Genomic DNA, 22,271 nt, shown 5'->3' on the forward strand with positions numbered 1-22,271 from the left:
ATGGCCGTGCTGCTCGGCGCGCTTGTCGCAGCCTGCTCGCCGTTGACCACCTTCGACGCATTGGTCCCGAAGGACCGAGGCGGCCTTCGCGTGGCGCGGGACGTTACTTACGGCCCCGACCCACGCCAGCGCCTCGATGTCTACGCGCCGCGTGCCTCGTCGACGCGACCTCGCCCGGTGGTGGTTTTCTTCTACGGCGGAAGCTGGAACAGCGGCACGCGCGCGGGCTACGCATTCGTCGGCCGGGCGCTCGCCGCGCAGGGGTTCGTCACGATCGTGCCGGACTATCGCCTGGTCCCCGCGGTCCGATATCCCGCGTTCGTCGAGGATGGCGCAGCGGCGGTGCGATGGACGGTCGCGCACGCCGGCGAGCACGGCGGCAACGGCAAGGCGGTGGTGCTGATGGGGCATTCCGCCGGCGCCTATATTGCGGCGATGCTGGCGGTCGATCCGCGTTGGCTCGGCGACGAACGTGCGGCGGTGAGGGGCCTCGTCGGGCTCGCCGGACCCTATGATTTTGCTCCCTTCGACGTCGCCGCGAGCCGCGCGGCGTTCGGACGCTGGCCTGACCCCTCCGATACGCAGCCCGTCAAATGGGCTGGTGCGGGCGACCCGGCGGCGCTGCTGCTGTACGGCACCGAGGACACCGTCGTGCAACCGCGCAACAGCCGGGCGCTGGCAGCAAAACTGCGGGCGGGCAGCGTGCCTGAAGAGGTCCGCGCCTATTCGAAGCTTGGTCACGTCGGCATCCTGCTCGCGCTCGCCCGCCCCTTCCGGGGGCGTGCGCCGGTATTGGCGGATGTGTCAGCCTTCGTCAGGCGCGTGACGGAATAAGCGCTGCCGTGGCGGATCCGGGGCGATGCGCGTCGATCAGCAGTGAAGGATCAGGGCGCGACAAGTTCGCCGTTCTTGAGAACGAGCCGGACGGCACGCAGCGCAGCGACGTCAGTCGTCGGATCACCGGCAACGGCGATCAGATCGGCGAGCATGCCGGGCCTTACCGATCCGAGCCGATCGCCGATCCGCATCCAGCGTGCGTTGCCGGAGGTCGCCGCAACCAAGGCCTGCGACGGCGTCATGCCCGTCGCGACCATCAGCTCCAGCTCGCGGACGTTGGTGCCATGCGTGAAAACCCCGACATCGCCCCCCATGCAGATCGGCACACCGGCCCCGAGCGCCCGGCGAAAGCTCTGCCGGCTGGCGCGTACGGCGGCCGGCGCTGGCTCCGCCCCGTTCCATCCTCGGTAGCGGGCACTTGCGTCCGCAGCGGCGAGCGTCGCGCATAATGCAATGCCTTTCGACGCCATCGCCGCAAAGATCGCGGGCGTGCCATCATAACCATGTTCGATCGTATCGACGCCCGCTTCCACCGCGCGACGCATGCCCACGGCGGTCGAGGCATGCACCGCGACCGGCCGCCCGGCATCATGCGCCGCCGCCACCGCGGCCTTGATCTCCTCGATGCTGAGCGTCGCCCGCGCGTCCTCTCCGGCGCGCCAGCGATAATCCGCATAGAGCTTCACCCAATCGGCACCAGCGGCGATCTGCCGCCGGACCGCGGCGACCATCTGCTCGGTACCCGACACCTCTTCCGCGCCCTGCGGGATCGCGACGCCGGGCTCGAAACCTTTGGGACCATAGGCACCGAGCGCGACGATCGCGCGCGTGGCGACGCTCAGCCTCGGCCCCTCGACGATCCCCTGATCGATTGCCTGCCTCAGGCCGACATCCGCATAGCCGGCGCCCTCCGTGCCCAGATCACGCGCACTGGTAAAGCCGGCGCGCAGCGTCGCGCGCGCATTGGCGACCGCGCGCGCGGTCCGCAGCGCGAGCGGCTCGTGAAGAACCTGATCGTCCCAGCTCGCCTCGTCGTAGGGGTGGAGGAAGAGGTGACCATGCCCTTCGATCATCCCGGGCATCAGCGTGTCGCCGGCAAGCTCGATGACACGGGCACCCGCCGGGATCACAAGATCGGGGCCGACCGCCACGATGCGGTCGCCACGCACCAGCACCTGCCAGCCGCTATGGACCTTGCCATCCACCCCGTCGAACACCCGGGCCGGTCGCAGCACGATCGGCGCAGCAGCCGGCGCGGTTTCCGGCGACGACGCGTTCGCCCCGCACAGCAGCAGCATCGCCGCGATCGTCAGCCAGCGCATGGCCATTGCTTTCACCCCGTCCTAGACCGCGTCATGGATAGGCTTCTGCAACGTATGCGCAATCCGCTCTGCCTAGCGATGATGCTGACCTCGGCGGCCACCGCGCCCGAAACGGAGCCCCGTCGCTGGCAAACGGAAGCGGCGCGGGTGACGATCACGCGCGACGATTGGGGCATCCCGCATATTCACGGACGAAGCGACGCCGATGCGGTGTTCGGCATGTCCTACGCGCAGGCCGAGGATGATTTCGCGCGCGTGGAGGCGAATTACCTGACCGCGCTCGGGCGGACGGCCGAGGCGGACGGCGAGGAAGCGGTCTGGGCCGATCTGCGCCAGCGGCTGTTCGTCGATCCGGCTGACCTGCGCGCGCAATATGCTGCCAGCCCCGCATGGCTGCGCGCGTTGATGGACGCCTGGGCAGACGGGCTCAACTACTACTTGGCGACGCATTCCGGGATGAAGCCACGCGTGATCACACGCTTCGAGCCATGGATGGCGTTGAGCTTCACCGAGGGCAGTATCGGCGGCGACATCGAGCGGATTTCGCTGTCCGACCTGAAGACCTTCTACGGTCAACCAACCCCGCCGACCCCCGAAGAGCGTGGCGCGATCCCGCGCGAGCCGTCCGGTTCGAACGGGATCGCGATCGCGCCCAAGCTGACGCGTGATGGCCACGCGCTGCTGCTGATCAATCCGCACACCAGCTTCTATTTTCGTTCCGAGGCGCAGGTATCGAGCGATGAGGGCCTGAACGCGTACGGTGCCAGCACCTGGGGACAGTTCTTCGTCTACCAGGGCTTCAATGCGCATGCCGGCTGGATGCATACCTCATCTACCGTCGACAACGTCGACGAGTTCGCAGAGGCCGTGAGCCAGCGCGGAGGCAACTGGATCTATCGCTATGGCAGAGAGCTTCGACCGGTCACGGCCGGCAGGGTCACGATCCGCTTCCGCAATTCCGATGGCAGCATGGGCGAGCGCCGCTTTACCACGTGGCGAACCCATCATGGCCCGATCGTGGCGGCAAAGGACGGTCGCTGGATCGCGACGGCGCTGATGTGGCGGCCGATCCTGGCACTCGAACAGAGCTGGCTGCGCACCAAGGCGACCGACCTTGCCGCTTATCTCAAGATCGCCGAACGCAGGGCTAATTCGTCGAACGACACGCTGTTCGCTGACGACAAGGGCGAAATTGCGTTCCTGATGCCGCAGTTCATGCCGGTCCGTGACGATCGCTTCGACTATACGCGCCCGGTGGACGGCAGCGATCCAACGACCGACTGGCGCGGCCTGCACGCGCTTTCGACGTTGCCCAGCGTAATCAATCCGCGCGTGGGCTGGGCACACAATACCAATGACTGGCCGTGGAGCGCCGCCGGCCCTGACAGCCCGAAGGCGAGAGATTACCCGCGCTACATGGATCAGGTCGGCGGCAACGCCCGCGGCGAGCATGCCAACCTGTTGCTGACGGGCAAGCGCGGCTGGACGCCGGAGCGGCTGCGCGCCGCCGCCCACGATCCGTATCTACCCGCATTCGCGCGGCTGGTGCCGGGGCTGGTTTCGGCGTGGCAGTCTCTGCCGACAACGGACCCGAGGCGGCGCGCACTGGCCGAGCCGATCGCGGCGCTGTCGCGCTGGGACTATCGCTGGAGCTACGATTCTATCGCCACCAGCCTCGCGGTTTTCTGGGGCGATCAGCTCTGGCGCGATGTCGGCAGCTTCGCGCAGGCGGAGCGGATGAACGTGCCGGACTATATCGCCACGCGCGTCGACGCAGCCACCCGGCTTGCCGCGCTGGAGGCCGCCACCGCCCGCCTGTCGCGCGACTTCGGCACCTGGCGAACACCGTGGCGCATGATCAATCGCTTCCAGCGGCTGGATGACGCATTACAGCCGCACTTCGACGATGCGCGGCCTTCGACTGCTGTCCCTTTCACCTCGGCGCAGTGGGGCAGCCTTGCATCATTCGGCGCCAAAGCCTGGCCGGGCACCAAACGCTATTACGGCACCAGCGGAAACAGCTTCGTCGCGGTCGTGGATTTCGGCCCGCGGGTGAAGGCGAGCGCGGTCATGGCCGGGGGACAAAGCGGCAATCCGGCGTCGCCGCATTTTGCGGACCAGATCGACCGCTACGCGACAGGCCGATTGCGTCCGGTTTACTTCCACACAGACGAGCTCGCGGGGCATGTAGAGCGGCGATATCACCCGGGGTCGAACTACGGCTCGGGTCTGTGATTTCGGCTATTTCGACCAGTTGCGGACGTTCAAACCTCTAACCGCGCTTCACGGTAGCGGACGTTCGTTCATCCGCCCGAGCGGCTTGCTGAAGGCCAGTCTCCGTCGCATCACAACCCAGCGTACCTACGCGTTAGAGCCGTATTACCGCCAGTTCCAATCCTTGGCATTCGCTCGACATCCGCCTAGCGCGCCGTCCCGGTACGCGCGGCCGCGCACCACGCGCCCGGTGTGGGCACCGGTCGGACGACCATCGCGCAACGCGACTCGCCCGTTCACCAGCACGTCGCTCACCCCGGTGGCGAGCTGCGCGGGGCGCTCATAGGTCGCCCGGTCGGCGATCGTTTTCGGGTCGAACACCACCACGTCGGCGTAAAGGCCCGCGCGCAGACGGCCGCGATCCGCGATGGCGAGATTGTCGGTGGGCAGGCTGGTCAGCCGACGCACCGCCTCTGCGAGCGTGAGGTCGTGCGTGTCGCGAACATAATGGCCCAGCACACGCGCGAAATTGCCGTAGGCGCGCGGGTGATCGCGGGTGCGCAGGAACACGCCCTCCGGCGCGGGTGCGGCCTCGTCCGAGCCGAAGCTCATCCACGGCTGGCGGATGCCCTTACGCACATTTTCCTCGTTCATCAGGAAATAGGCGATGCCGACGCGCGAGCCGTCCTCCACCACCAGGTCCATCGCGGTCTCCTCGGGCGAGCGGCCACGGTCGCGCGCCACGGCCGCCAGCGTCTTGCCGGCGAGCGGCTTGAGCGTGGGGTTCTTGAAGCCGAGCAGCAGCGTCCCGTCCGCGCCGGCGCCCGCCAGCAGGTTTTCCCACGTCGGAGGGTGCGGGTCACGCATCTCCGCGGCGACCTTCGCGCGCGTCGCCGGGTCCTTCAGTCGCGCTATCCACGCGCCGAGCCCGCCGGCCTGCACCCACGGCGGCATCGCCGCGTCGAGCCCGGTCGCGCCGGCGGTGTAGGTGTACATGTTCGCAGAAATCCGCACGCCGCGTGCGCGTGCCGCATCGATCGCCGCGATCACGCGGTCGATCTTGCCCCAATTGTCGCGACCGGCCTGTTTGAAATGATAGATTTCGGCGGGTGCGCCGGAGGCCTCGGCGATCGCGATCGTCTCCTCGACACCCTCTTCCAGCCGATCGCCTTCGCTACGCATATGGACGGTGTAGATCCCACCGCATGCCGCCGACACTTCCGCGAGCGCGATCAATTCGGGCGTCCTGGCGAAGGTGGCGGGCGTGTAGATCAGCATGTCGGTCAACCCGAGCGCGCCCTGCTCCATCGCCGCGCGCACCAGCCCGCGCATCTGCTCGAGCTGCACTAGTGTCGGCTGAAGGTCGTCGGCACCGAGCACCGCCTCGCGCACGGTTCCCGCGCCGACGAACGAGGCGACGTTCGGCGCGATCGCGCGGCGCGACAGCACGGCGAGATAGCCACCCAGCGTCGTCCACCTGACGGGATAGCGCAGGTCGCCCTGTTTGCTGATTATGTCGCGTTTCATCGCCGGGCTGAGCGGCCCCATCGAGAACTCGCCCAACACCTCCAACGTGACCCCCTGCGCCAGATCGGACAGCGCGCGACCATCGACCAGCAGGCTCTCCTCGGGATGCGCGAGCATGTTGACGAAGCCGGGGGACACCGCCTTGCCGCGCGCTTCCAGCTCGGTCGCGCCGCGCCCGTCAACGTGTGGCGCCACCGCCGCGATCCGGTCGCCAGAGACGGCGACGTCGCCGACGTAAGGCGCGCCGCCCGAGCCGTCGTAGATCGTGCCGCCGCGGATCACGACGTCGTAGCGCGGCGGCGACGCGGCGCCCGCGAGCGGGAGCGGCGCGAGCAACAGGGCGGCGAGCGGTATCAGGCGCTTCATGGCGGCTCCTCAGCGGGGGCGGGTCAGATCGGCAGCTCGGACGTGGACTTGATCTCGGACAGCGCGACGGTGGAGGTGATCTCCTGCACGCCAGGCAGGCGGCTCAGCTTGTCGAAGAAGAAGCGCTCATAAGCATCGATGTCGCGCGCGACGATGCGCAGCATGAAGTCGGTCGTGCCCATCAGCACATAGGCGTCGAGCACCTCGGGGAAGCCGCGGATCGCCGCGGCGAACTCGTCGAGGTTGGCGCGGCCGTGCGCGTTGAGCCGCACCTGCGCGAAGATATGCGCGCTGAGCCCGACCTTGCGTCGGTCCACCAGCGCGACGCGGCCGCGAATCACGCCCTCGCGCTCGAGCCGGTCGATTCGGCGCCAGCACGGCGAGGCGGACAGGCCGACCTTGGCGGCAATCTCGGCGACAGTCTGCTGCCCGTCGCGCTGCAACTCTCGGAGGATGCGGCGCTCATATTCGTCGAGCGGGGTCATTCGTACCGCGCTCCGGCACGTTTCGGGTAAGTCATGCCCGAACTTAACTTTAGTGGCGCGGATGGGGAGACCTTTTCCGCCGCGCCGCTGTCATCCTTCGCGCCCTCGATCTGACGAAGGCCCATCCGCATGACCGTCCACTTCCTCGTCGCCGGTGACGCCTCGCCCGACCTGCCGCTGCGCGTGCTCAACCTGCTCGCGCTGCGCTCGATCGCGTTCGACGCGGCGTCGGTGGAACGCGACGGCGACACGTATCGCATCGGCGTCGCGGTAAGCGGGCTGGACGATGGTGTCGCCGAGCTGCTCCTCGCCAAAATGCGCGCCCTTGTGATGGTTGAAAGTGCCACGCTCAGTAGTTGAGGCTCCAGCCGATCAGATGCGCCATCGCGGCGACCCACAGCAGCCCGAGGAATGCCAGCGCGACCAGCGCGGCGCGCAGCCGCACGCCCCAGTCGGAAGCGCCGCGGAACGCCTCCACCATGTTCCACGCGCCGACCAGCGCCGCCGCGATCGGGATCACCGCGGCCACCTGAAGCAGCCGGATCGTGCCGTCGAGCGTGGCATTATAGGCGTCGACCTGCTGGCTCAAGATCGGCACGACGACGGTGTACCAGCCTGCGACATAGGCGAGGTCCGCGATGGCGGCGACGCGTACCAGCAGCCGCGCACGCGCGGCGCGCCCGGGCGCTACCGGCGGCGCGGCGTAGCGGCGACGGATCCACCAGCCGGCGGGCCAGACGATCGCGGTCAACAACAGCACGAGCAACGACAGGCCCGCGATCGACTGGAAGATCGTCGAGTTCCGCGCCGCCGGCACCGCCTGGAGCACGCCCACCGGGTTCTGGCTGTCGACGATGGTGCGGCGCCCGCACAGCTCGGTCACGCGCAGCAGCCGCGTGCCGTCGATGGCGCGCCACAGGCCGGGTGCGATCTCGCGGAAGCGTTTGCCCTCGATCGAGGAGACGCTGATCGTGCCGTCATCGTTGGCGCTGACCACGTCCTGCTGGAGCAGGTAGAACAGGCTGATGAAGCCGGTTTCGACGCGGCGCGAGCTCTCGTAATGGCCCGCCAGCGCGCGCGCGTCGGCCGCGGCGTTTGCGATCGCGGCCGGCAGCGGCGCGGGCTGCGCTGGGAAGTAGCGGTCCATGAAGAGATCGAACAGCCGCTCGCGCACGCCATAAACCGCGTCGCGCTCGCCGCGGCTGCTAAAGCTCATGAACAGACCGACGTTCTTCTCGGGCAGCAGGGCCAGATCGGTGTGGAAGACGATCGTGTCGCCGCCGTGGCCGATCACGGTCGTGCCGTTGCGTCGCATCCAGAAGAAGCCGTGCGCCATCGTGTCGAAGCCCGGGGCGGGCGGCGTCGGCGGGCGGTGCATGAACGCGACCGTTTCGGGCCGCAGGATGCGCGCCCCGCCGTAGCTGCCGCCACCCAGATGCGCGAGCATGAAGCTCGCCATGTCGTCCGCGGTGGAGGCGACACTGCCCGCGGGCGCGGTGCCGACCAGCTCATAAGCGTGCGGCGGACCGTCGCTGGTGTCATAGCCCTTTGCCGCGAGCGGCGCGAGCGCGGGCGGCAACGGCTGGACGAAGGTGGTGTGCGCCATGCCCAGCGGGCCGGTGATATGGCGCGCGACATAAGCCTCGAACGGCTCGCCCGACACGCGCTGGACGATATAGCCCGCCAGCGCGACGCCGTAATTGGAATAGGCCGGCGTCTCGCCCGGCCTGAACAGGAACGGGCGGGTATTCTCCTTGAGATAGCGCTCGGTCGTCTTGAGCAGCTTCGGATCGCTGGCGAGCAGGTCCTTGAGTCCCTCCTCGAAGCCGCCGCGATGCTGCATCAGATCGTTGATCGTCACCGCTCGCCCGGGCGGCGTGATGCGGAAGTCGAGGTAGCGATTGACGTCTGCGTTGAGGTCGATCTTGCCCGCTTCCACCAGCTGCATCACCGCGGTCCAGGTGAGCAGCTTCGACGTCGAGCCGATCCGCGTCAGCGAGCGGCGCGGGTCCATCGGCGTCCTGGCGGCGACGTCTGCATAGCCATAGCCTTTCTCGAGCAGGATCGCGCCGTCCTTGACGACCGCCACCTGCGCGCCCGCGATCTTCCCGGCCTGAAGCGCGGCGGGCATAAAGCCATCGAGCCAGGCACCGACGTCCGCGTCGGTGAGCGGCGGCGTGGTCGCGGGCCGGGCGGGCGCCGGGATGGCGCCCCCGGCGGGTGCCGCGGGCGGTGCGACGGGCGGGCGTTGCGCCGGCGTCGCGGCGACCAGCAGCGCAGGGAGGAGCGCCAGCAGAAGCGTCTTCATCGTCATCCTCTCACCTCACGGGCTCGGGCTCGAACAGCAGGTCGGCGTAGTCGAAGCTGAAATCGGCGATCGGTGACACCGGCTGCGCCGTCACGCGCGCCACCTTGCCCGCGGCGTCGAGCGCGAAGGTGAGATAGGCCGGCTCGATCGCCGGATCGTCGAAGCGCGCGACGAACGTGTCATATTCATAGTGGTCGAGCCGCCCCGCCATGCGCGGGGTGGGCACGAAGCGCACCGTCAGCCCGGCGGCGTCGCTACCGATCTCGATCGCGCCGTACCAGCGATCGACGTAGCGCCCGGCGTAGCGTGCCAGCGACAGCGACGGCCCGGCCTTCGCTGGGGGCGCCGCCTTGGCGCGCACCGCCGCCTCCGCCGCGGCGATCCGCTGCGCGCGATATTGCGTGAAGCGCGCCGGCCAGTCCTGCCGCTTCACCCCGAGATAATGGTCGATCAGCTCCCACATCAACCCGTGCCGCGGCGCGGCTTCCTCGCTGTTCAGCTCGATCGCGAAGCCGACATGGCGCGCGGGGATCAGCACCACCACCGAGGTCATGCCGAACAGACCCCCGGCGTGCCACACGATCCGCTCGCCGCGATAGTCGCGCACCTCCCAGCCGAGCGCATAAGCGTCGAAGGTCGGGGTGGTCGCGGCGACCGGCTCTGGCAGCGGCGTGATCGGGATCGGCGTCACCGGCGTCCACATCTCCCGCCCCGCCGCGGCCGAGAAGACTCGCGTGCCGTCCGCCCCGACACCGCCACTCAGCTGGACCCGTAGCCAGCGCGCCATGTCGGTGGCGCTCGCTGCGATCAGCCCGGCGGGCGCTGCCGCCTGCGGCAATTGATCGCGCTCATCAAGCACGCGCATTTCGCCGGTACCGCGCACGATCCCGCCGAACCGCGCATGCGGCATAGCCCGATTGGCCATCGCCCAGAACTTCGCCAGCTCCCCTGTTGCCCCGGCCATGCCGCTGGGTTGAAGGACGTTCGCCCGAACATACTCCTCCCAGCGCTGCCCGCTGACCCCTTCGATCAGCTGCCCCGCGACGGTGTAGAGGATGTTGTCATAGGCATAGCCGCTGCGAAAGCTGGTCGCAGGCGCGATGTAGCGCAGCCGCCGCACGATCTCGGCACGCGAATAGCTGCCGCGCGGCACGTACAGCAGGTCGCCTGCTCCCAGGCCAAGGCCGCTGCGATGCACCAGCAGGTCGCGCACCGTCATCTCGCGCGTGACCCAGGCGTCGTACATCTGGAAGCCGGGAAGATGGTCGACGACGCGATCGTCCCAGCCGAGCTTGCCCGCGTCCACCAGTGTCGCGATCGCCGCCGCGGTCATCGCCTTGGCGGTCGAGCCGATCAGGAAGGCGGTGTCGGCGTCGACCCGCTCGGCCGCGCCCTGCCGCCGCACTCCATAGCCCTTGGCGAGCGTGACCTTGCCGTCCTCGACGATCGCCACCGCCATGCCCGGCGTGCCCGACGCGCGCATCAACCGCTCGACCCGCGCGTCGAAGCCCTTGGGCGGCGCGGCGGAGGCGGGCGCGGCGATCAGCGCGGCGAGCAGCATGGGTGCGGCGTATCTCATACGATCGGCTCCGGCTCCGCCGGTACGCCGCGCCCCATCAGAGTGAGCAGCAGCACCGGCACGACGTAGATCAGGATCAGCAGCGCCGCGAGCAGCCGGTAACCGCCCGCGATCAGCCCGACGAGCCCGATGCGTTCGGCGAGCAGCATGCACGGCGCGAGCAGCGCCAGCGCAAGCAGCGCCCGCGCCGCGGGCGACAGCGTCTCGCGGCCACGCGCGCGCGCGACCCGCTCGTTCACCGCGTGCACCGCGCCGGTGCCGCTCTCCAGCAGCGCGGCGAAGATCATCAGCTGGAAGCCGAGGTGAAACAGCGGGTGGCCGAGCCGCGTGAGGATATAGTCCGACGGCAGCACCGCCACGGCGATGTCAGGCAGGAAGGCGGCCATGGTGACGAAGAACAGCAGCGCGGGCAGCATCGCCAGCGGTGCCGCGAGCACGCCCGCGATCACCGCGTCGCGGCCCGAGCGGAAGTGGCGCGTCACTGGCAACACGATCACCGCGCCGACGATATTGTACCCTGCATAGGTCAGGCCGCCGAGCGCCCAGCCCGGCGACTGCGGCTCCGCCGCGGCGAAGGTATCGGCGATCCGATCGCCCATGCTCGTCAGCGCGAGCAGCAGGAACAGCGCGTAGGTGGCGTAGAGCAGCACCGAGACCCAGAGGAAAACGCGCTCCACCCCGGCATTGCCCCAAGCGACGCAGGCGGTAATGCCGACGAGCAGTGCCAGCGTGCCCGCCAGCGGCGGCAGCCCCAGTGTCGCCGCGCCGATCTCCCCCGCCGCGGCACCGAAGACCGCAAGCACGACGACGACGAAGAGCGCGTAAGCGCCCTCGAACAGCATCCAGTAGCGACCGAGCAGCGCCTGGAAGAAGGTGCGATAGTCGCGCGCGCCGACCGCGTGCGCGAGCCGGAAGGTGGCGGCGGCGACCACGCCCCAGACCAGCGTCGCAAGCGCCATCGCCAGCACCCCGCCCCACGGGCCCGCCGGCAGGAAGAACTCGGCCAACTCGCGCCCGGTGGCATAACCGCCCCCGATGACCACAGCCTTGAAGGCGAGCCCGGGCAGCACGAACCGCCGGAAGCGGTCGGCTGCGGCGGGGCTCAGGCCGCGCATGCGTCGAGCAGCCGCTCGAAGGCGTCACCGCCGCGGATCGGGTCGGCCGTGGGCAGGCCGAGCCGTTCCGCCGTGCGCGCGATCTCCGTCGCTCCCTCCCCTTCCGTCATGCCGGCGGTATTGAGGCTGACACCGGCGCAGCGGATCGCGGGGTTGGTCAGCCGCCCGACCGCGATCGTCTGCTGGATCACCGCCTCGATCAATGGGACGCGATAACCCGGCGAGCCGAGGATCTGCGCGCGCGTCGGCTGGTGGCAGACGACGAACAGGTCGGGCTGGCTGCCGTGAAGCAGCGCCAGCGACACCGCGGCGTAGGAGGGATGAAACAGCGAGCCCTGTCCCTCAATCACGTCGAGGTGCGTCGGACTGGCGTCGGGGCTGAGCAGTTCGGCGGCGCCAGCGGCGAAGTCGGCGACCACCGCATCAATCGCGATTCCTTCGCCCGCGATCATGATGCCGGTCTGTCCGCTGGCCCGGAACGCCACATCCTGCCCGCGCGCGTGAAGCCCGCGTGCGATCGCAAGTGCGGTGTATTTCTTGCCAAGCGCGCAATCTGTGCCAACGGTCAGCAACCGCCGCCCGGTTCGCCGTGCGCCGGTGGCGATGGGCAAGGCGGACGGTGGCTCGCGCACGTCGATCAGCCGTGTGCCCGCGCGCAATGCGGCGTCGCGCAGCGCGGGAATGTCGCCGAGCCGGGTATGCAGCCCGGCGACGAGGTCGAGCCCCGCCGCGATGGCGGCGAGCAACTCGGGCATCCACGCCGCGGGGATCACGCCACCCCGATTTGCCACGCCGATCACCATCGAGCGCGCCCCTGCCGCCGCGGCGGCTTCCGGGGTCATCGGCGGCAGGCCGGCTGAAATGGTCGCGGCGGGAAGCGCGTGTTCGGCGAGGCACTTGTCGGCGGCCCAGTCGCGCAGCCCCAGCGCGGTCTTGGCAAAGCCGCGCTCGGTCGCATCGCCGAGGAACAGCAGGTACGGTGCCGCGAGTGCGTGCACCCCGGCGCGGGGGGGAGAAGCGGAGGCGTCGCGCACGGTCAGAACCCGACGCCCAGCGTCGCGCCGATCGTGCGCGGCTGGATCGGGCTCACCTCGATCGCACCGTTCGGGCGCGTCGGGAACGTCCCCGCCGAAACGAGACCGCGCGAATCGCCGATGTTGCGCGCATAGACCGACAGATCGAACCGCCCGAGCGACACGCCCGCGCGCAGGCTGGCAGTGGCATAGCCGTCGAAGGTGATGCGCTGGCCGAACAGGTCGCGATAGGCCGTGTTGAAGTTGCCAAGCCGGTCGCTCACGGCCGAGACGTCGACGCCGACATAGGGCCGCGTGCCGTCCCAGTCCCAGCTATAGTCGGCCGAGACGTTGGCGTTCCAGGTCGGCGCGAACGGCAGCTGGTCGCCGTCGCGCCCGCCATTGGAAGTGTCGCCGCGCAACCGCGTGTGATTGTAGGCGACGGTGGTGGTGACGGTGAAGCCGCGTGTCGGGCGCAGCGTCGCGGTCGCCTCGACGCCGTAGCTGCGCGCGCCCTTGCCGTTGGCGTCAGCCGAGATCGGGCCCGCGTCGGTCTGGAAGGTCGCGACGATCAGCGTCTTGTCCCAATCGAGATAATAGCCCGACAGGTCGATGCCGAAGGTCCGGTCGGCAGTCTCGGCGCGGATACCCGCCTCGTAGCTCATCAGAGTGTCGGCGTCGGTCTGCAAGGGATAGTCGGCGCCGGCGCCGGGGGGCACCACGTTGGGGCCGCCGGGCCGGTAGCCTTTCGCAACCCGCGCATAGACCGCGCTATGCGGCGCAAACTCATAGCGCGGCGACACCGACCAGGTGAACACCCCCTCCTTCGAGGTCGCGCGGCTCTGCGACGGGCCACCGAACAGCGCGCCGTCGAGCGTCTGCGTGGTGCGCTGATCGTTGTGGCTGTAGCGCCCGCCCGCGGTAAGGTCGAACTTGTCGCCGAGGTGCAGCGTCGCGCTGCCGAACCCGGCATATTCCTTGTAGGTCGAGTCGAGCTGCGCCAGCACGAGGCCATTAAAGCCGGGGATCACCGGCACCGGGGTGATCGGGCGGCCGGTCGCGGTGTCGAACGGATAATAGCGCTGGTACAGCTGCCCCGGCTCGCGCGTGTAATAGCCGCCGATCAGCCACTCGAGCGTCTTCGACCCGCTGGAGGCCAGCCGAAGTTCCTGCGTGAATTTCTTCTGCGTCGAGCGATTGGGGTAGAAGATGCCATAAGCGTCGGCCGGGACGCCATAGATCGCCGAGGACGCATATTGCGCCAGCGTAATCCCGCCCAGGTCATTGTACGAGACGTCGCTGCGGTCGGTCGCCACCTGTCGGCTGTAGCTGGTGACCGAGTTGAAGCTCGCGAAGCCGAGGTCATAGTCGAGCGTGCCGGTGTACAGGCGGTAGCTCACCTCGTTGCGATCGGGAAAGAGCTGGTAGCGGACCTCGCGCCCGCCGGTGCCGGCACCGGTAAAGGGGTCGGCGGTGATAGGGCGCAGCGTCGCCGGGTCGGCGTCGAAGGCGTTGCGGGAGTCGACGTTGATATTCTGCACTACCGCGGTGAGCCGCAACGACAGCCGGTCGACCGGTTTGAGCAGCAGCGAGGCACGACCGCCATAGCTGCGCGCGCGGTTGACGTCCCGGTCGGCGATGCCGATCGCGTCGATATAGCCCGCTGTGCTGCGGTAGAAGCCGCTCGCGCGCAGCGCCACGGCGTCGCCAAGCGGCACGTTGACCACCGCGTTGCCGTAATAGCCGGTATCGCCGTTGCGCACCATCTCGACGCCGCCTTGCCCGCGCGCCTCCCACTCGCCCAGCTTGGGGGCGACGGTGACATATTTGACGACGCCGCCAAGCGAGTTGGCGCCGTACAGCGTACCCTGCGGGCCGCGCAGCACTTCCAGCCGCTCGATGTCGAACGTATTGAAGTCTCCCGCTAGGGTCGCGCCGTTGGTCTGGCCGGTGCTCGATCCGAACGGCGTGTCGTCGAGATAGACTGCGACGGTCGGACTGGCGCCGCCGGCGTTGATGCCGCGCAACACGACGCGGGTCTGGCCGGGATTGCCCGATTCGAACGACAGGCCCGGGACCAGCGCGGCATAATCGGCGATGGTGCGGGCCTGGCGCTGCTCCAGCGCCTCGCCGCCGAGGACCGAGATCGACTGCGGCACGTCGGACAGCAGCTGCTCGCGCTTCTGTGCTGTGACGATGATGTCGCCGATCTGCGCGGCCTCGCGCTCGGGCGGCGCGGCGTCTGGCGGCACCTGTTGTGCCGCCGCGGCTCCACCGAGGAAGAGCGCGAGCGCACTCGCGACCGACGCGCTACGACGAATATCCCTCATCGCTTCCCCCATAATATTGCTAATCAGGATGCTAATGTCCTGATCGGAGAATAGTCAACAAAATTCAGCGTCGCTCGCCTGTTCTGATTACTGCCAGAGATGCCGGGTCGATCGCCGCCAGCAGCGCGGCGGCAAGCGCGGCAAGCCCGGCGAGCAGCAGGAAGAAGGCCCCGTGACCCAAAGCAGTCCAGGTGGTGCCGACCAGCCCCGCGGCGAGGCTGCCGGCGAAGGTGGCGAGGTACCAGGCTGCCACGGTCGTCGCGCCCAGCCCTGTTGGTGCGAGCCGCGCGAACAGCCCCAGCCCGGTCGGCAGGATATGCAGCTCGCCGATGGTGAGCAGCGCGAAGAACAGCGCAAGCCATAGCCAGTGCGATGCGCCATCCCGCGCCGCCAGCGCAGCGAGCAGAAGATAGGCACCCGCGACGATCAGCGCCCCCACCGCCATCCGACGCACCGGCCGCTCCGCGCCGCCACGCGCCGATCGACGCCGCCAGCGCGCCAGCAGCGGCGGGGTCAGCGCCATCACGAACAACGGGTTGAGCGACTGGAACCAGGTCATCGGCACGATCGCATCGCCGGCGCGACGGTCGACGCCCGTATCGGCCCACAGTGCCACGGTGTTGCCGACCTGCTCATAGGCTGCACGGAAGACAGTGACGCACAGCGCCACCGCGACCAGCAGCAGCGCCACCTCACGCGTGAACCGGCCGCGCGGTGCGGTACGGGTCGCGGGCGCAGCGCGCGCTGTTGCGGGCAGGTGGTGCTGCCCCCACAAATAGATACCCAGCCCCGCCACCATGCCGACGCCGGCCGCGCCGAAGCCGTAATGCCAGCCGTACAGCTCGCCCAGCGTCCCGCACAGCAATGGCGCGAGGAAGCCGCCGATATTCACCCCGACGTAATAGACGTTGTACGCCCAGCCGACGCGAGGGTCGCCGGGTTCGTAAAGGTCGTCGATCTGGCTCGGCAGGCTCGGTAGGAACAGCCCGTTGCCAATCGCAATCGTCACCAGCGCGACGTAGAACAGCGGTTCGAACGTCATCATGAAATGGCCGAGCGCCATGATTGAGCCGCCCACCACGATCGCGCGCCGCTTGCCGAGCAGCCGGTCGGCGATCAAGCCGCCGACGATCGGGGTGAAATAGGCACAGGCGGTATAGACGCCATAGACCAGCGACGCCTGTGCCTGCCCCAGCATCAACTGCTTGGTCATGTAATAGACCAGCAGCGCACGCATTCCATAGTAGGAGAATTGCTCCCACATGTTCGTGAGGAACAGCACGGTTAGCCCGCGCGGCTGACCGAACCACGTCCGTGCTGCCGGCACGGCGGCGCTCACCCGCCCCATACCTCCGGGCCGGCGTGGAGCAGGCCATCGTCGTAGCGGACGCTCGGCACGCGGTCCTCGGCCAGGAAAGTTGGGCCATCGAGGTCGACGAGGTCGGCGAGCTGGCCCAGCACGAAGCCGGGCGCGGTGGCGAGGCTGGTGCCGATCATCGTCCCCACCATGACGCCCAGCCCAAGCCGGCGCGCCGCGGCCGCCATCAGCAGCCCCTCGGTAAGCCCGCCGCACTTGTCGAGCTTGATGTTGACGACGTCGAACCGGCCCTTGGCGCCCGCGACGTCGTCGAGCGTCAGCAGGCTCTCGTCACCGGCGATGGCGATGGCGGAGCGATAGCCGTCGAGTTCGGCCTCCGCGCCGCGCGCGAGTGGCTGCTCGAGCAGCGACACGCCGTGCGGCAGCAGGCCCGCGACCAGTGCGTCGAGTTCGCCGCGCGCGAAGCCCTGATTGCCGTCGACGCCGAGCCACACATCGGGGCGCGCGGCGCGGATCGCTGCGACGCGCGCGAGGTCCAGCGCCAGCTCGCCGGTAAGCTTCACCTTGATCGAGCGCGCCCGCGCGTAACCGCGCGCCACCGCCGCCATCGCCTCGGGCGTGTCCGCACTGACGGTGAAGGTGGTGACGATCGGGGGCGGCGGCTCGGCCAGCCCGGCGAGCTGCCATACCGGCGTGCCGCAGCGCCGTGCCTCCAGCTCCCACAAAGCGGCGTCGACCGCGTTGCGCGCCCCGCCTGCGGGCATCAGCGCGCGCAGCTGCTCGCGCGTCGGCCCCACCTCGATCGCCGCGCGCGCCGCGGCCACGTCGGCGAGCATCTTCGTCAGATTATCGCCGAGGTAATAAGCCCCCGCGCCCTCACCGCGTCCCCGGTGCGTGCCGTCGTCAAGCGTGACGACCAGCACCTCGGCGGTCTCGAAGACATAGCCCGAGATGCGGAACGGCTGCGCCAGCCGCAGCGTCGCGGCGTCGGTGGAGAGCCGCAGCATCAGTAATGCACCGTCAGCGCGAGCAGGTGGAAGGCCGCGGCAACCCACAGCACCACCAGCGTGGCGAGCAACAGCAGCACCGCCCATAGCTTGCGCGTCCACGGCCGGTTATCACGCACCGTCACAAGGGTGTTCCAGCCCGCGACGCCGACCGCGCCGACGAACACGACGATGCTGGCGAGTTGCAGGAGCGTCAGCCAGCCGTCGCCGGGCGCAGAGTCCCCGAACAGCACCGAGATCAGCCAGAACCAGCCGCCCAGCACGAGCAGCGCCGCCAGCGCCATCACCCGCGCCGCACGCGCCGCGCGCAGCGACACTCCGGCGAGCGGCGCGATGCCCTGGTAGCGGCGGCGCAGATACCAGTTCGCCGGCCAGTACAGCGCGGTCAGCAGCAGCACCGCGAGGCTGGCATAGAGTGCCGGCAGCAGCCAGGCGGCGTTGCGATGGGCGGGCACGCGGTCCCACACCATGAAGGGCGAGACGAGGTCGAAGCTCCACCGCACCGGCTGCCCGTCGACCAGCTGCGCCGCCAGCCGGTCGTGGCCGGCCGGGTCGCGCCAGACATAGGGCGCGACCTCGACCCAGGCGATCGGCACGCCGTTGGCGCCCTTCACCGACGGGATGACCAGCCTGCCCTGCGCGTCGGCTCCTACCTCCGCCTGACCGAACAGATTGGCGATGTCGACGAAGTTGGTGAAGGACGCGCGGCTGACCTGCCAATGCCCTGCGAGCGCCGCGGCGTGCCGGCGCGCAGTGGCCGCATCGACGCGGCCCGCCGGGAGCGTCGCCCCGGGGAAGTAGCGGTCGGCGAAATCCTGAAACAGCTGCCCGCGCGCGACATGCGCCGCGCCATCGCGGCCGGCCGAGTTGAATGAGACGTACAGCCCGGTGCGCTCCGCCAAAAAGAGGTGGAGCGAGGTATGCATTTGGTTGGTGTCGCCGAGGTGCGCGATCACGCGGCGACCGTTGATGTTGGTCTCGAAGAAGCCCAGCTCCATGCGGTTGAGCGGCGGGATCAGCGAGCGCGGGTTCACCTTGGCGAGCGGACTGCCGTGCATCAGCGCCGCCGTTTCGGGGCGCAGCACGCCGCGCCCAACGTCGAGGTGCGCGATCATGAACTTGGCCATGTCCAGCCCGGAGGCGGACAGCGATCCCGCCGGGCCGGGCACAACGATCTCGAACGGCTTGGGCTCGCCCGAAGCGAGTGGATAGCCCTTCGCCACCAGCGCACGCAACCGCGGCGGCAGCGGCTGGCGGAAGCTCGCGGTGCGCATGTCGAGCGGGCGGAAGATGCGCTGCTCGACATAATCATCGAACGGCATGCCGCTGACGCGCTCGACGATATAGCCCGCCAGCGTCGTCGCCCAGTTGGAATAGGCCGGGGTCGTGCCCGGCGCATGGACCCGCGCGGGTACGTGGCGCTTCAGATAGGCGCCGATCGGTTCGACGTCGTGCGCGTCGTAGGTGATCAGCTTCTTGTTCGCTTCCTCGAATCCGGCGGTGTGGGTCATGATCTGGCGCAGCGTGATCGGCTGGCCGCGGTACGCAGGGATGGTGAAGTCGAGGTAGCGGTTGACGTCGGCGTCGAGGTCGAGCCTGCCCGCCTCGACCTGTTGCATCACCGCCGTCCAGGTAACGAGCTTCGACACCGAGCCGGGGCGGAACAAGGTCAGGCTAGGATCGACCGGGCGACGCTTCGCGATGTCGGCATAGCCGTAGCCGCGCGCCGCGATCACCCGGCCGTCGCGCACCACCGTCACCACCGCGCCCGCGATATCGCCGCTGTGCAGCGCGTAGGGCATGTAGCCATCGAGCCAGGCGGTGACGTCATCACCAGTCAGCGCGCGGGGACCGGTCGACGCTGCCGGTGCTGCGGGCGCAGCCGCCTGCGCCACCGTCGGGGCGCCCGGCTTCGTCGGCGCCTGTGCCGGCGCGAGTGCGGCGACCGCCGCCGCGCCGATCGCCGCTGACAGCCACGCGAGCATCCGTCTCATCCCCATTGCCGGCGCCTCCGCTTATCGTTATTCTCAGACACTCTCCTGATCAGGACAACGTTATCCTGTTTAGGCGCTTCGTCAATGCCTCATGGAGGACGCCGCCGTGCCGACATCGCCGCCAACCTTGGGCGCGCTCCTGAAGGGGCTTCGCGCGCGCGAGAGCTGGACGCTCAAGGAAATGAGCGCCAAGTCCGGAATCCCGGTCTCGACCCTATCCAAGATCGAGCACGACCGGCTGACGCTCACCTACGACAAGTTGCAGACGCTGGCGCGGCGGCTCGGAATGCGCATGACCGACCTGTTCGCCGAGGAGAGCGAAGAATCGACACAGCCGGTGACGGCACGGCGCAGTATTGGCGACGTGGCGCAATCGGTGCGGGTCGAAACTTCCAACTACGATTATTATTATCTCTGCACCGAGCTGCGACGGAAGCGGATGATCCCGGTGATCACCAAGATTCGCGCGCGCTCGGCCGAACAGTTCGGCGAGCTGGTGCGCCACTCGGGCGAGGAGTTCCTGTACGTGCTGAGCGGTCGGGTCGAGGTGCAGACCGAATTCTACGATCCGGTCACGCTGGAGCTCGGTCAGGCGATCTATATCGATTCGAGCATGGGCCATGCCTATCTCGCCGCGACCGGCTGCGAGGAAGCCGAGGTGCTGGCGGTGATGTCGAGCGCCGAGGAAGAGTTGATGCAATCGCTGCTGATGCTGCACCATGGCCAGGGTGGCGTTGGCGCGGAAAACGAAAATGACCCACCCGCCACGTCGCGCCGCAGCGGGCGGGTGCGATGAAGGCGGTGATGCTCGCCATGGTCGCGCTGCTCGTGGCCACGCCGGCCGCGGCGCAGGATGTTAACGCGCGGGTGGCGCACGTGCTCAAGCTCACGCCGCTGATCGACGGTCACAACGATTGGCCTGAAGCGTTGCGCGAGCGCGAGGGCGAGACGCGCTGGACGATAAACCTGCGCGATCTGGGCGCGCGCCGGCCGGCCTATAACACCGATATAGCGCGGCTGCGGCGCGGCGGTGTCGGCGGGCAATTCTGGTCGGTATGGGTGTCCCCCGACCTGCCCGGCAAGGAGCAGGTGGAGCAGACGCTTGAGCAGATCGATCTGGTCCGCTCGCTGCCGGACCGGTACCCCGACACGTTCGCGCTTGCGCGCACCGCCGCCGACGTGCGTCGCGCGCATGCCGCCGGGCGGATCGCGTGCCTGATCGGGGTCGAAGGCGGCGGCCAGATCGACGGTAGCCTCTCGGTGCTGCGGGCCTATGCCGCATTAGGTGCAGGCTATCTCACCCTCACCCACTCGCGCACGATCGACTGGGCCGATTCCGCCACCGACGACCCGCGGTACGGCGGGCTCACCGCCTTCGGACGCACCGTGGTGCTCGAACTCAACCGGCTCGGCATGCTCGTCGACCTGTCGCACGTCAGCGAGAAGGTGATGCGGGACGCGCTGGCGGTAACGCAGGCACCGGTGATCTTCTCGCACTCCGGCGCGCGCGCGCTCAATGACCACCCGCGCAACGTCTCGGACGACGTGCTGCGGCTGGTGGCGCGCAACGGCGGCGTGGTGATGGTGGACTATGCGCCCGGTTATGTCTCCGACGCCTATCGTCGCTGGTCCGCCGACTCGCTGGCGGAGAAGGCGCGGCTCAACTCACCGCCGTACAACGGGCTGGATATCGGCCAGCCGGACAAGGCGGCGGCGGATTACGCTGCCTGGCTCCGCGCCCATCCGGCCCCCAACGTGACGCTCGCCGAGGTGGCGGACCATATCGTCCATGTCGCCAAGGTTGCCGGTGTCGACCATGTCGGGATCGGCTCCGACTTCGACGGCGTCGGCGAGACGCTGCCCAGGGGGCTCGGAGACGTGTCGACCTATCCAGCGCTGCTGGCCGAGTTGATGCGCCGCGGCTGGTCCGATGCAGACGTCGCCAAGCTGGCCGGCGGCAACGTTCTGCGCGTGATGGAGGCAGCCGAGCGGGTCAAGGCGCGGCTTGCTGTCAAATCGACATCTGTGTCGAAGAGGCTTGTCCACGAACAAGATTGATGACCCAATTGCGGCCACTCGGCGCGGTTTAAAGGCTTTCCAAAAGCAGTCGTTCGTTCAGGCGAATAGCCCACCTCGTCGACCTAATTGTGCTAGCGCATGACAGGAAGCGATTTAGCCGGCCGTCGCTGTTCGTCGGCCGCCCGCAAACGATGGTGTTTCAGCACATTCGACGCCATCTCCCGCCATGGCATTTCACCAATCCGCGCCAAGAGCCGGCAGTGTTTGCGCCAGGAAATCGATCCACGCCCGCGTCTTGGCGGCGGGCCGCCTGGTCGGATGAGTGATGGCATAAGCCGCGCCCAGCGTCATGGGCGGCTCGTCGAGTTCAAGCTCGACAAGCTGACCGGCTCGCAGCGCCTCCGTCGCAATGAAGCGTGGCCCATAGACCAGCCCCTGGCCCGCGATGGCGGCGCGAACCAGGGCCTCGCCCATTGTCGCAACACATCGATCCCGAGATCGGCACCTTGATCGTTCCGTCTTTGCCGAACGCCCATGATGTCGTTCCTGCCAGCGACGCATTGGTGTGACCGAGACAATCGTGATCGCCGAGATCGGCCAGGCGGGTGGCCGCGACGCCGCGGCAGGTGATCGACCAGGCGCGATCGAACACGTCGCCGACGCGCGCGTCGCGCCAGTTGAGCGCCGCCACGCACGGCTCGCCGGTCGCGTCGCGGCCCAGCACGAAGCGTCGGGCAAGGCGGCGCTCTCCTGGATCCGCACCGGCGCGGCCGCCATCGCGGCGGGGGCGGGCAGCAGCGCCGCGACCAGCATCAGCATTTCGATTGCGCGGCGCAT

The 22,271-nt window shown here is 68.8% G+C and carries 17 protein-coding genes; 5 read left to right on the forward strand and 12 right to left on the reverse strand.

Annotation, left to right across the window (positions count from 1 at the left end; translation table 11 throughout):
• Entirely contained in the window at positions 1-834 is an 834-nt protein-coding gene (locus tag SPHPH_RS0108570) for an alpha/beta hydrolase (protein WP_238302989.1), read from the forward strand.
• A gap of 50 nt (positions 835-884) precedes the next feature.
• On the opposite strand, the gene SPHPH_RS0108575 is transcribed toward SPHPH_RS0108570, so the two are convergent.
• Positions 885-2,165 carry a metal-dependent hydrolase family protein gene (locus SPHPH_RS0108575; protein WP_028966334.1) on the reverse strand — a complete coding sequence of 427 codons (1,281 nt, stop codon included), beginning with the start codon at positions 2,163-2,165 and terminating at the stop codon, positions 885-887.
• A 27-nt stretch (positions 2,166-2,192) separates the two neighbouring features.
• Here SPHPH_RS0108575 and SPHPH_RS0108580 point away from each other — a divergent pair, with 27 nt between their 5' ends.
• Positions 2,193-4,394, forward strand: coding sequence for a penicillin acylase family protein (locus tag SPHPH_RS0108580; protein WP_028966335.1), 2,202 nt, complete (start codon positions 2,193-2,195; stop codon positions 4,392-4,394).
• 144 nt (positions 4,395-4,538) lie between these two features.
• Here SPHPH_RS0108580 and SPHPH_RS0108585 read toward each other — a convergent pair whose 3' ends face one another.
• A complete protein-coding gene (locus SPHPH_RS0108585; RefSeq protein WP_028966336.1) occupies positions 4,539-6,266 on the reverse strand; it encodes an N-acyl-D-amino-acid deacylase family protein in 1,728 nt (575 codons plus the stop codon).
• A 23-nt stretch (positions 6,267-6,289) separates the two neighbouring features.
• Complete coding sequence (locus SPHPH_RS0108590; protein WP_028966337.1) at positions 6,290-6,751, reverse strand: Lrp/AsnC family transcriptional regulator; 462 nt, start codon at positions 6,749-6,751, stop codon at positions 6,290-6,292.
• 129 nt (positions 6,752-6,880) lie between these two features.
• Between SPHPH_RS0108590 and SPHPH_RS0108595 the strand changes: the two genes are divergently transcribed.
• Entirely contained in the window at positions 6,881-7,111 is a 231-nt protein-coding gene (locus SPHPH_RS0108595; RefSeq protein WP_028966338.1) for a hypothetical protein, read from the forward strand.
• Here SPHPH_RS0108595 and SPHPH_RS0108600 read toward each other — a convergent pair.
• From SPHPH_RS0108600 to SPHPH_RS0108635, 8 genes are all read right to left on the reverse strand, one after another.
• A complete protein-coding gene (locus tag SPHPH_RS0108600; RefSeq protein WP_037489364.1) occupies positions 7,101-9,059 on the reverse strand; it encodes a serine hydrolase domain-containing protein in 1,959 nt (652 codons plus the stop codon). The genes SPHPH_RS0108595 and SPHPH_RS0108600 overlap by 11 nt on opposite strands.
• Before the next feature lie 10 nt (positions 9,060-9,069).
• The gene (locus tag SPHPH_RS0108605) at positions 9,070-10,638 is read right to left on the reverse strand and encodes a serine hydrolase (RefSeq protein ID WP_028966340.1); all 1,569 of its coding nucleotides are present in this window, start codon (positions 10,636-10,638) and stop codon (positions 9,070-9,072) included.
• A complete protein-coding gene (locus SPHPH_RS0108610; protein WP_037488315.1) occupies positions 10,635-11,753 on the reverse strand; it encodes a YkvI family membrane protein in 1,119 nt (372 codons plus the stop codon). The genes SPHPH_RS0108605 and SPHPH_RS0108610 overlap by 4 nt, the downstream gene beginning before the upstream one ends.
• The gene (locus SPHPH_RS0108615) at positions 11,741-12,787 is read right to left on the reverse strand and encodes an N-acetyltransferase DgcN family protein (protein ID WP_051272921.1); all 1,047 of its coding nucleotides are present in this window, start codon (positions 12,785-12,787) and stop codon (positions 11,741-11,743) included. Before SPHPH_RS0108615 ends, SPHPH_RS0108610 begins: the two co-directional genes overlap by 13 nt.
• Positions 12,788-12,789: 2 nt before the next feature.
• Positions 12,790-15,096, reverse strand: coding sequence for a TonB-dependent receptor (locus SPHPH_RS0108620; RefSeq protein WP_028966343.1), 2,307 nt, complete (start codon positions 15,094-15,096; stop codon positions 12,790-12,792).
• Positions 15,097-15,160: 64 nt separating this feature from the next.
• On the reverse strand, positions 15,161-16,444 hold the full coding sequence (locus tag SPHPH_RS19265; protein WP_051272922.1) for a peptide MFS transporter: 1,284 nt from the start codon (positions 16,442-16,444) through the stop codon (positions 15,161-15,163).
• Positions 16,432-17,421, reverse strand: a complete 990-nt coding sequence (locus SPHPH_RS0108630) for a dipeptide epimerase (protein WP_037488320.1) — start codon at positions 17,419-17,421, stop codon at positions 16,432-16,434. The genes SPHPH_RS19265 and SPHPH_RS0108630 overlap by 13 nt, the downstream gene beginning before the upstream one ends.
• A complete protein-coding gene (locus SPHPH_RS0108635; RefSeq protein WP_238302993.1) occupies positions 17,421-19,406 on the reverse strand; it encodes a serine hydrolase domain-containing protein in 1,986 nt (661 codons plus the stop codon). The genes SPHPH_RS0108630 and SPHPH_RS0108635 overlap by 1 nt, the downstream gene beginning before the upstream one ends.
• A gap of 100 nt (positions 19,407-19,506) precedes the next feature.
• On the opposite strand from SPHPH_RS0108635, the gene SPHPH_RS19270 reads away from it, so the two are divergent.
• Together SPHPH_RS19270 and SPHPH_RS0108645 are read left to right on the forward strand one after the other, a co-directional pair.
• Complete coding sequence (locus tag SPHPH_RS19270) at positions 19,507-20,211, forward strand: helix-turn-helix domain-containing protein (protein ID WP_037488322.1); 705 nt, start codon at positions 19,507-19,509, stop codon at positions 20,209-20,211.
• Positions 20,208-21,473 (forward strand): dipeptidase, encoded by a 1,266-nt coding sequence (locus SPHPH_RS0108645; RefSeq protein WP_028966346.1) that lies wholly within the window; start codon positions 20,208-20,210, stop codon positions 21,471-21,473. The genes SPHPH_RS19270 and SPHPH_RS0108645 overlap by 4 nt, the downstream gene beginning before the upstream one ends.
• 195 nt (positions 21,474-21,668) lie before the next feature.
• Here SPHPH_RS0108645 and SPHPH_RS20770 read toward each other — a convergent pair whose 3' ends face one another.
• Entirely contained in the window at positions 21,669-22,271 is a 603-nt protein-coding gene (locus SPHPH_RS20770) for a LysR substrate-binding domain-containing protein (protein WP_081668576.1), read from the reverse strand.

This window comes from Sphingomonas phyllosphaerae FA2 (assembly GCF_000427645.1).
Taxonomy (GTDB): Bacteria; Pseudomonadota; Alphaproteobacteria; order Sphingomonadales; family Sphingomonadaceae; genus Sphingomonas; species Sphingomonas phyllosphaerae.

Excerpts from the sequence above, each read along its gene's own strand:
- SPHPH_RS0108570 (WP_238302989.1), top strand. The coding sequence starts at position 1 with ATGGCCGTGCTGCTCGGCGCGCTTGTCGCAGCCTGCTCGCCGTTGACC.
- SPHPH_RS0108575 (WP_028966334.1), bottom strand. The coding sequence starts at position 2,165 with ATGGCCATGCGCTGGCTGACGATCGCGGCGATGCTGCTGCTGTGCGGG.
- SPHPH_RS0108580 (WP_028966335.1), top strand. The coding sequence starts at position 2,193 with ATGGATAGGCTTCTGCAACGTATGCGCAATCCGCTCTGCCTAGCGATG.
- SPHPH_RS0108585 (WP_028966336.1), bottom strand. The coding sequence starts at position 6,266 with ATGAAGCGCCTGATACCGCTCGCCGCCCTGTTGCTCGCGCCGCTCCCG.
- SPHPH_RS0108590 (WP_028966337.1), bottom strand. The coding sequence starts at position 6,751 with ATGACCCCGCTCGACGAATATGAGCGCCGCATCCTCCGAGAGTTGCAG.
- SPHPH_RS0108595 (WP_028966338.1), top strand. The coding sequence starts at position 6,881 with ATGACCGTCCACTTCCTCGTCGCCGGTGACGCCTCGCCCGACCTGCCG.
- SPHPH_RS0108600 (WP_037489364.1), bottom strand. The coding sequence starts at position 9,059 with ATGAAGACGCTTCTGCTGGCGCTCCTCCCTGCGCTGCTGGTCGCCGCG.
- SPHPH_RS0108605 (WP_028966340.1), bottom strand. The coding sequence starts at position 10,638 with ATGAGATACGCCGCACCCATGCTGCTCGCCGCGCTGATCGCCGCGCCC.
- SPHPH_RS0108610 (WP_037488315.1), bottom strand. The coding sequence starts at position 11,753 with ATGCGCGGCCTGAGCCCCGCCGCAGCCGACCGCTTCCGGCGGTTCGTG.
- SPHPH_RS0108620 (WP_028966343.1), bottom strand. The coding sequence starts at position 15,096 with ATGAGGGATATTCGTCGTAGCGCGTCGGTCGCGAGTGCGCTCGCGCTC.
- SPHPH_RS19265 (WP_051272922.1), bottom strand. The coding sequence starts at position 16,444 with ATGGGGCGGGTGAGCGCCGCCGTGCCGGCAGCACGGACGTGGTTCGGT.
- SPHPH_RS0108630 (WP_037488320.1), bottom strand. The coding sequence starts at position 17,421 with ATGCTGCGGCTCTCCACCGACGCCGCGACGCTGCGGCTGGCGCAGCCG.
- SPHPH_RS0108635 (WP_238302993.1), bottom strand. The coding sequence starts at position 19,406 with ATGCTCGCGTGGCTGTCAGCGGCGATCGGCGCGGCGGCGGTCGCCGCA.
- SPHPH_RS19270 (WP_037488322.1), top strand. The coding sequence starts at position 19,507 with ATGGAGGACGCCGCCGTGCCGACATCGCCGCCAACCTTGGGCGCGCTC.
- SPHPH_RS0108645 (WP_028966346.1), top strand. The coding sequence starts at position 20,208 with ATGAAGGCGGTGATGCTCGCCATGGTCGCGCTGCTCGTGGCCACGCCG.
- SPHPH_RS20770 (WP_081668576.1), bottom strand. The coding sequence starts at position 22,271 with ATGCGCCGCGCAATCGAAATGCTGATGCTGGTCGCGGCGCTGCTGCCC.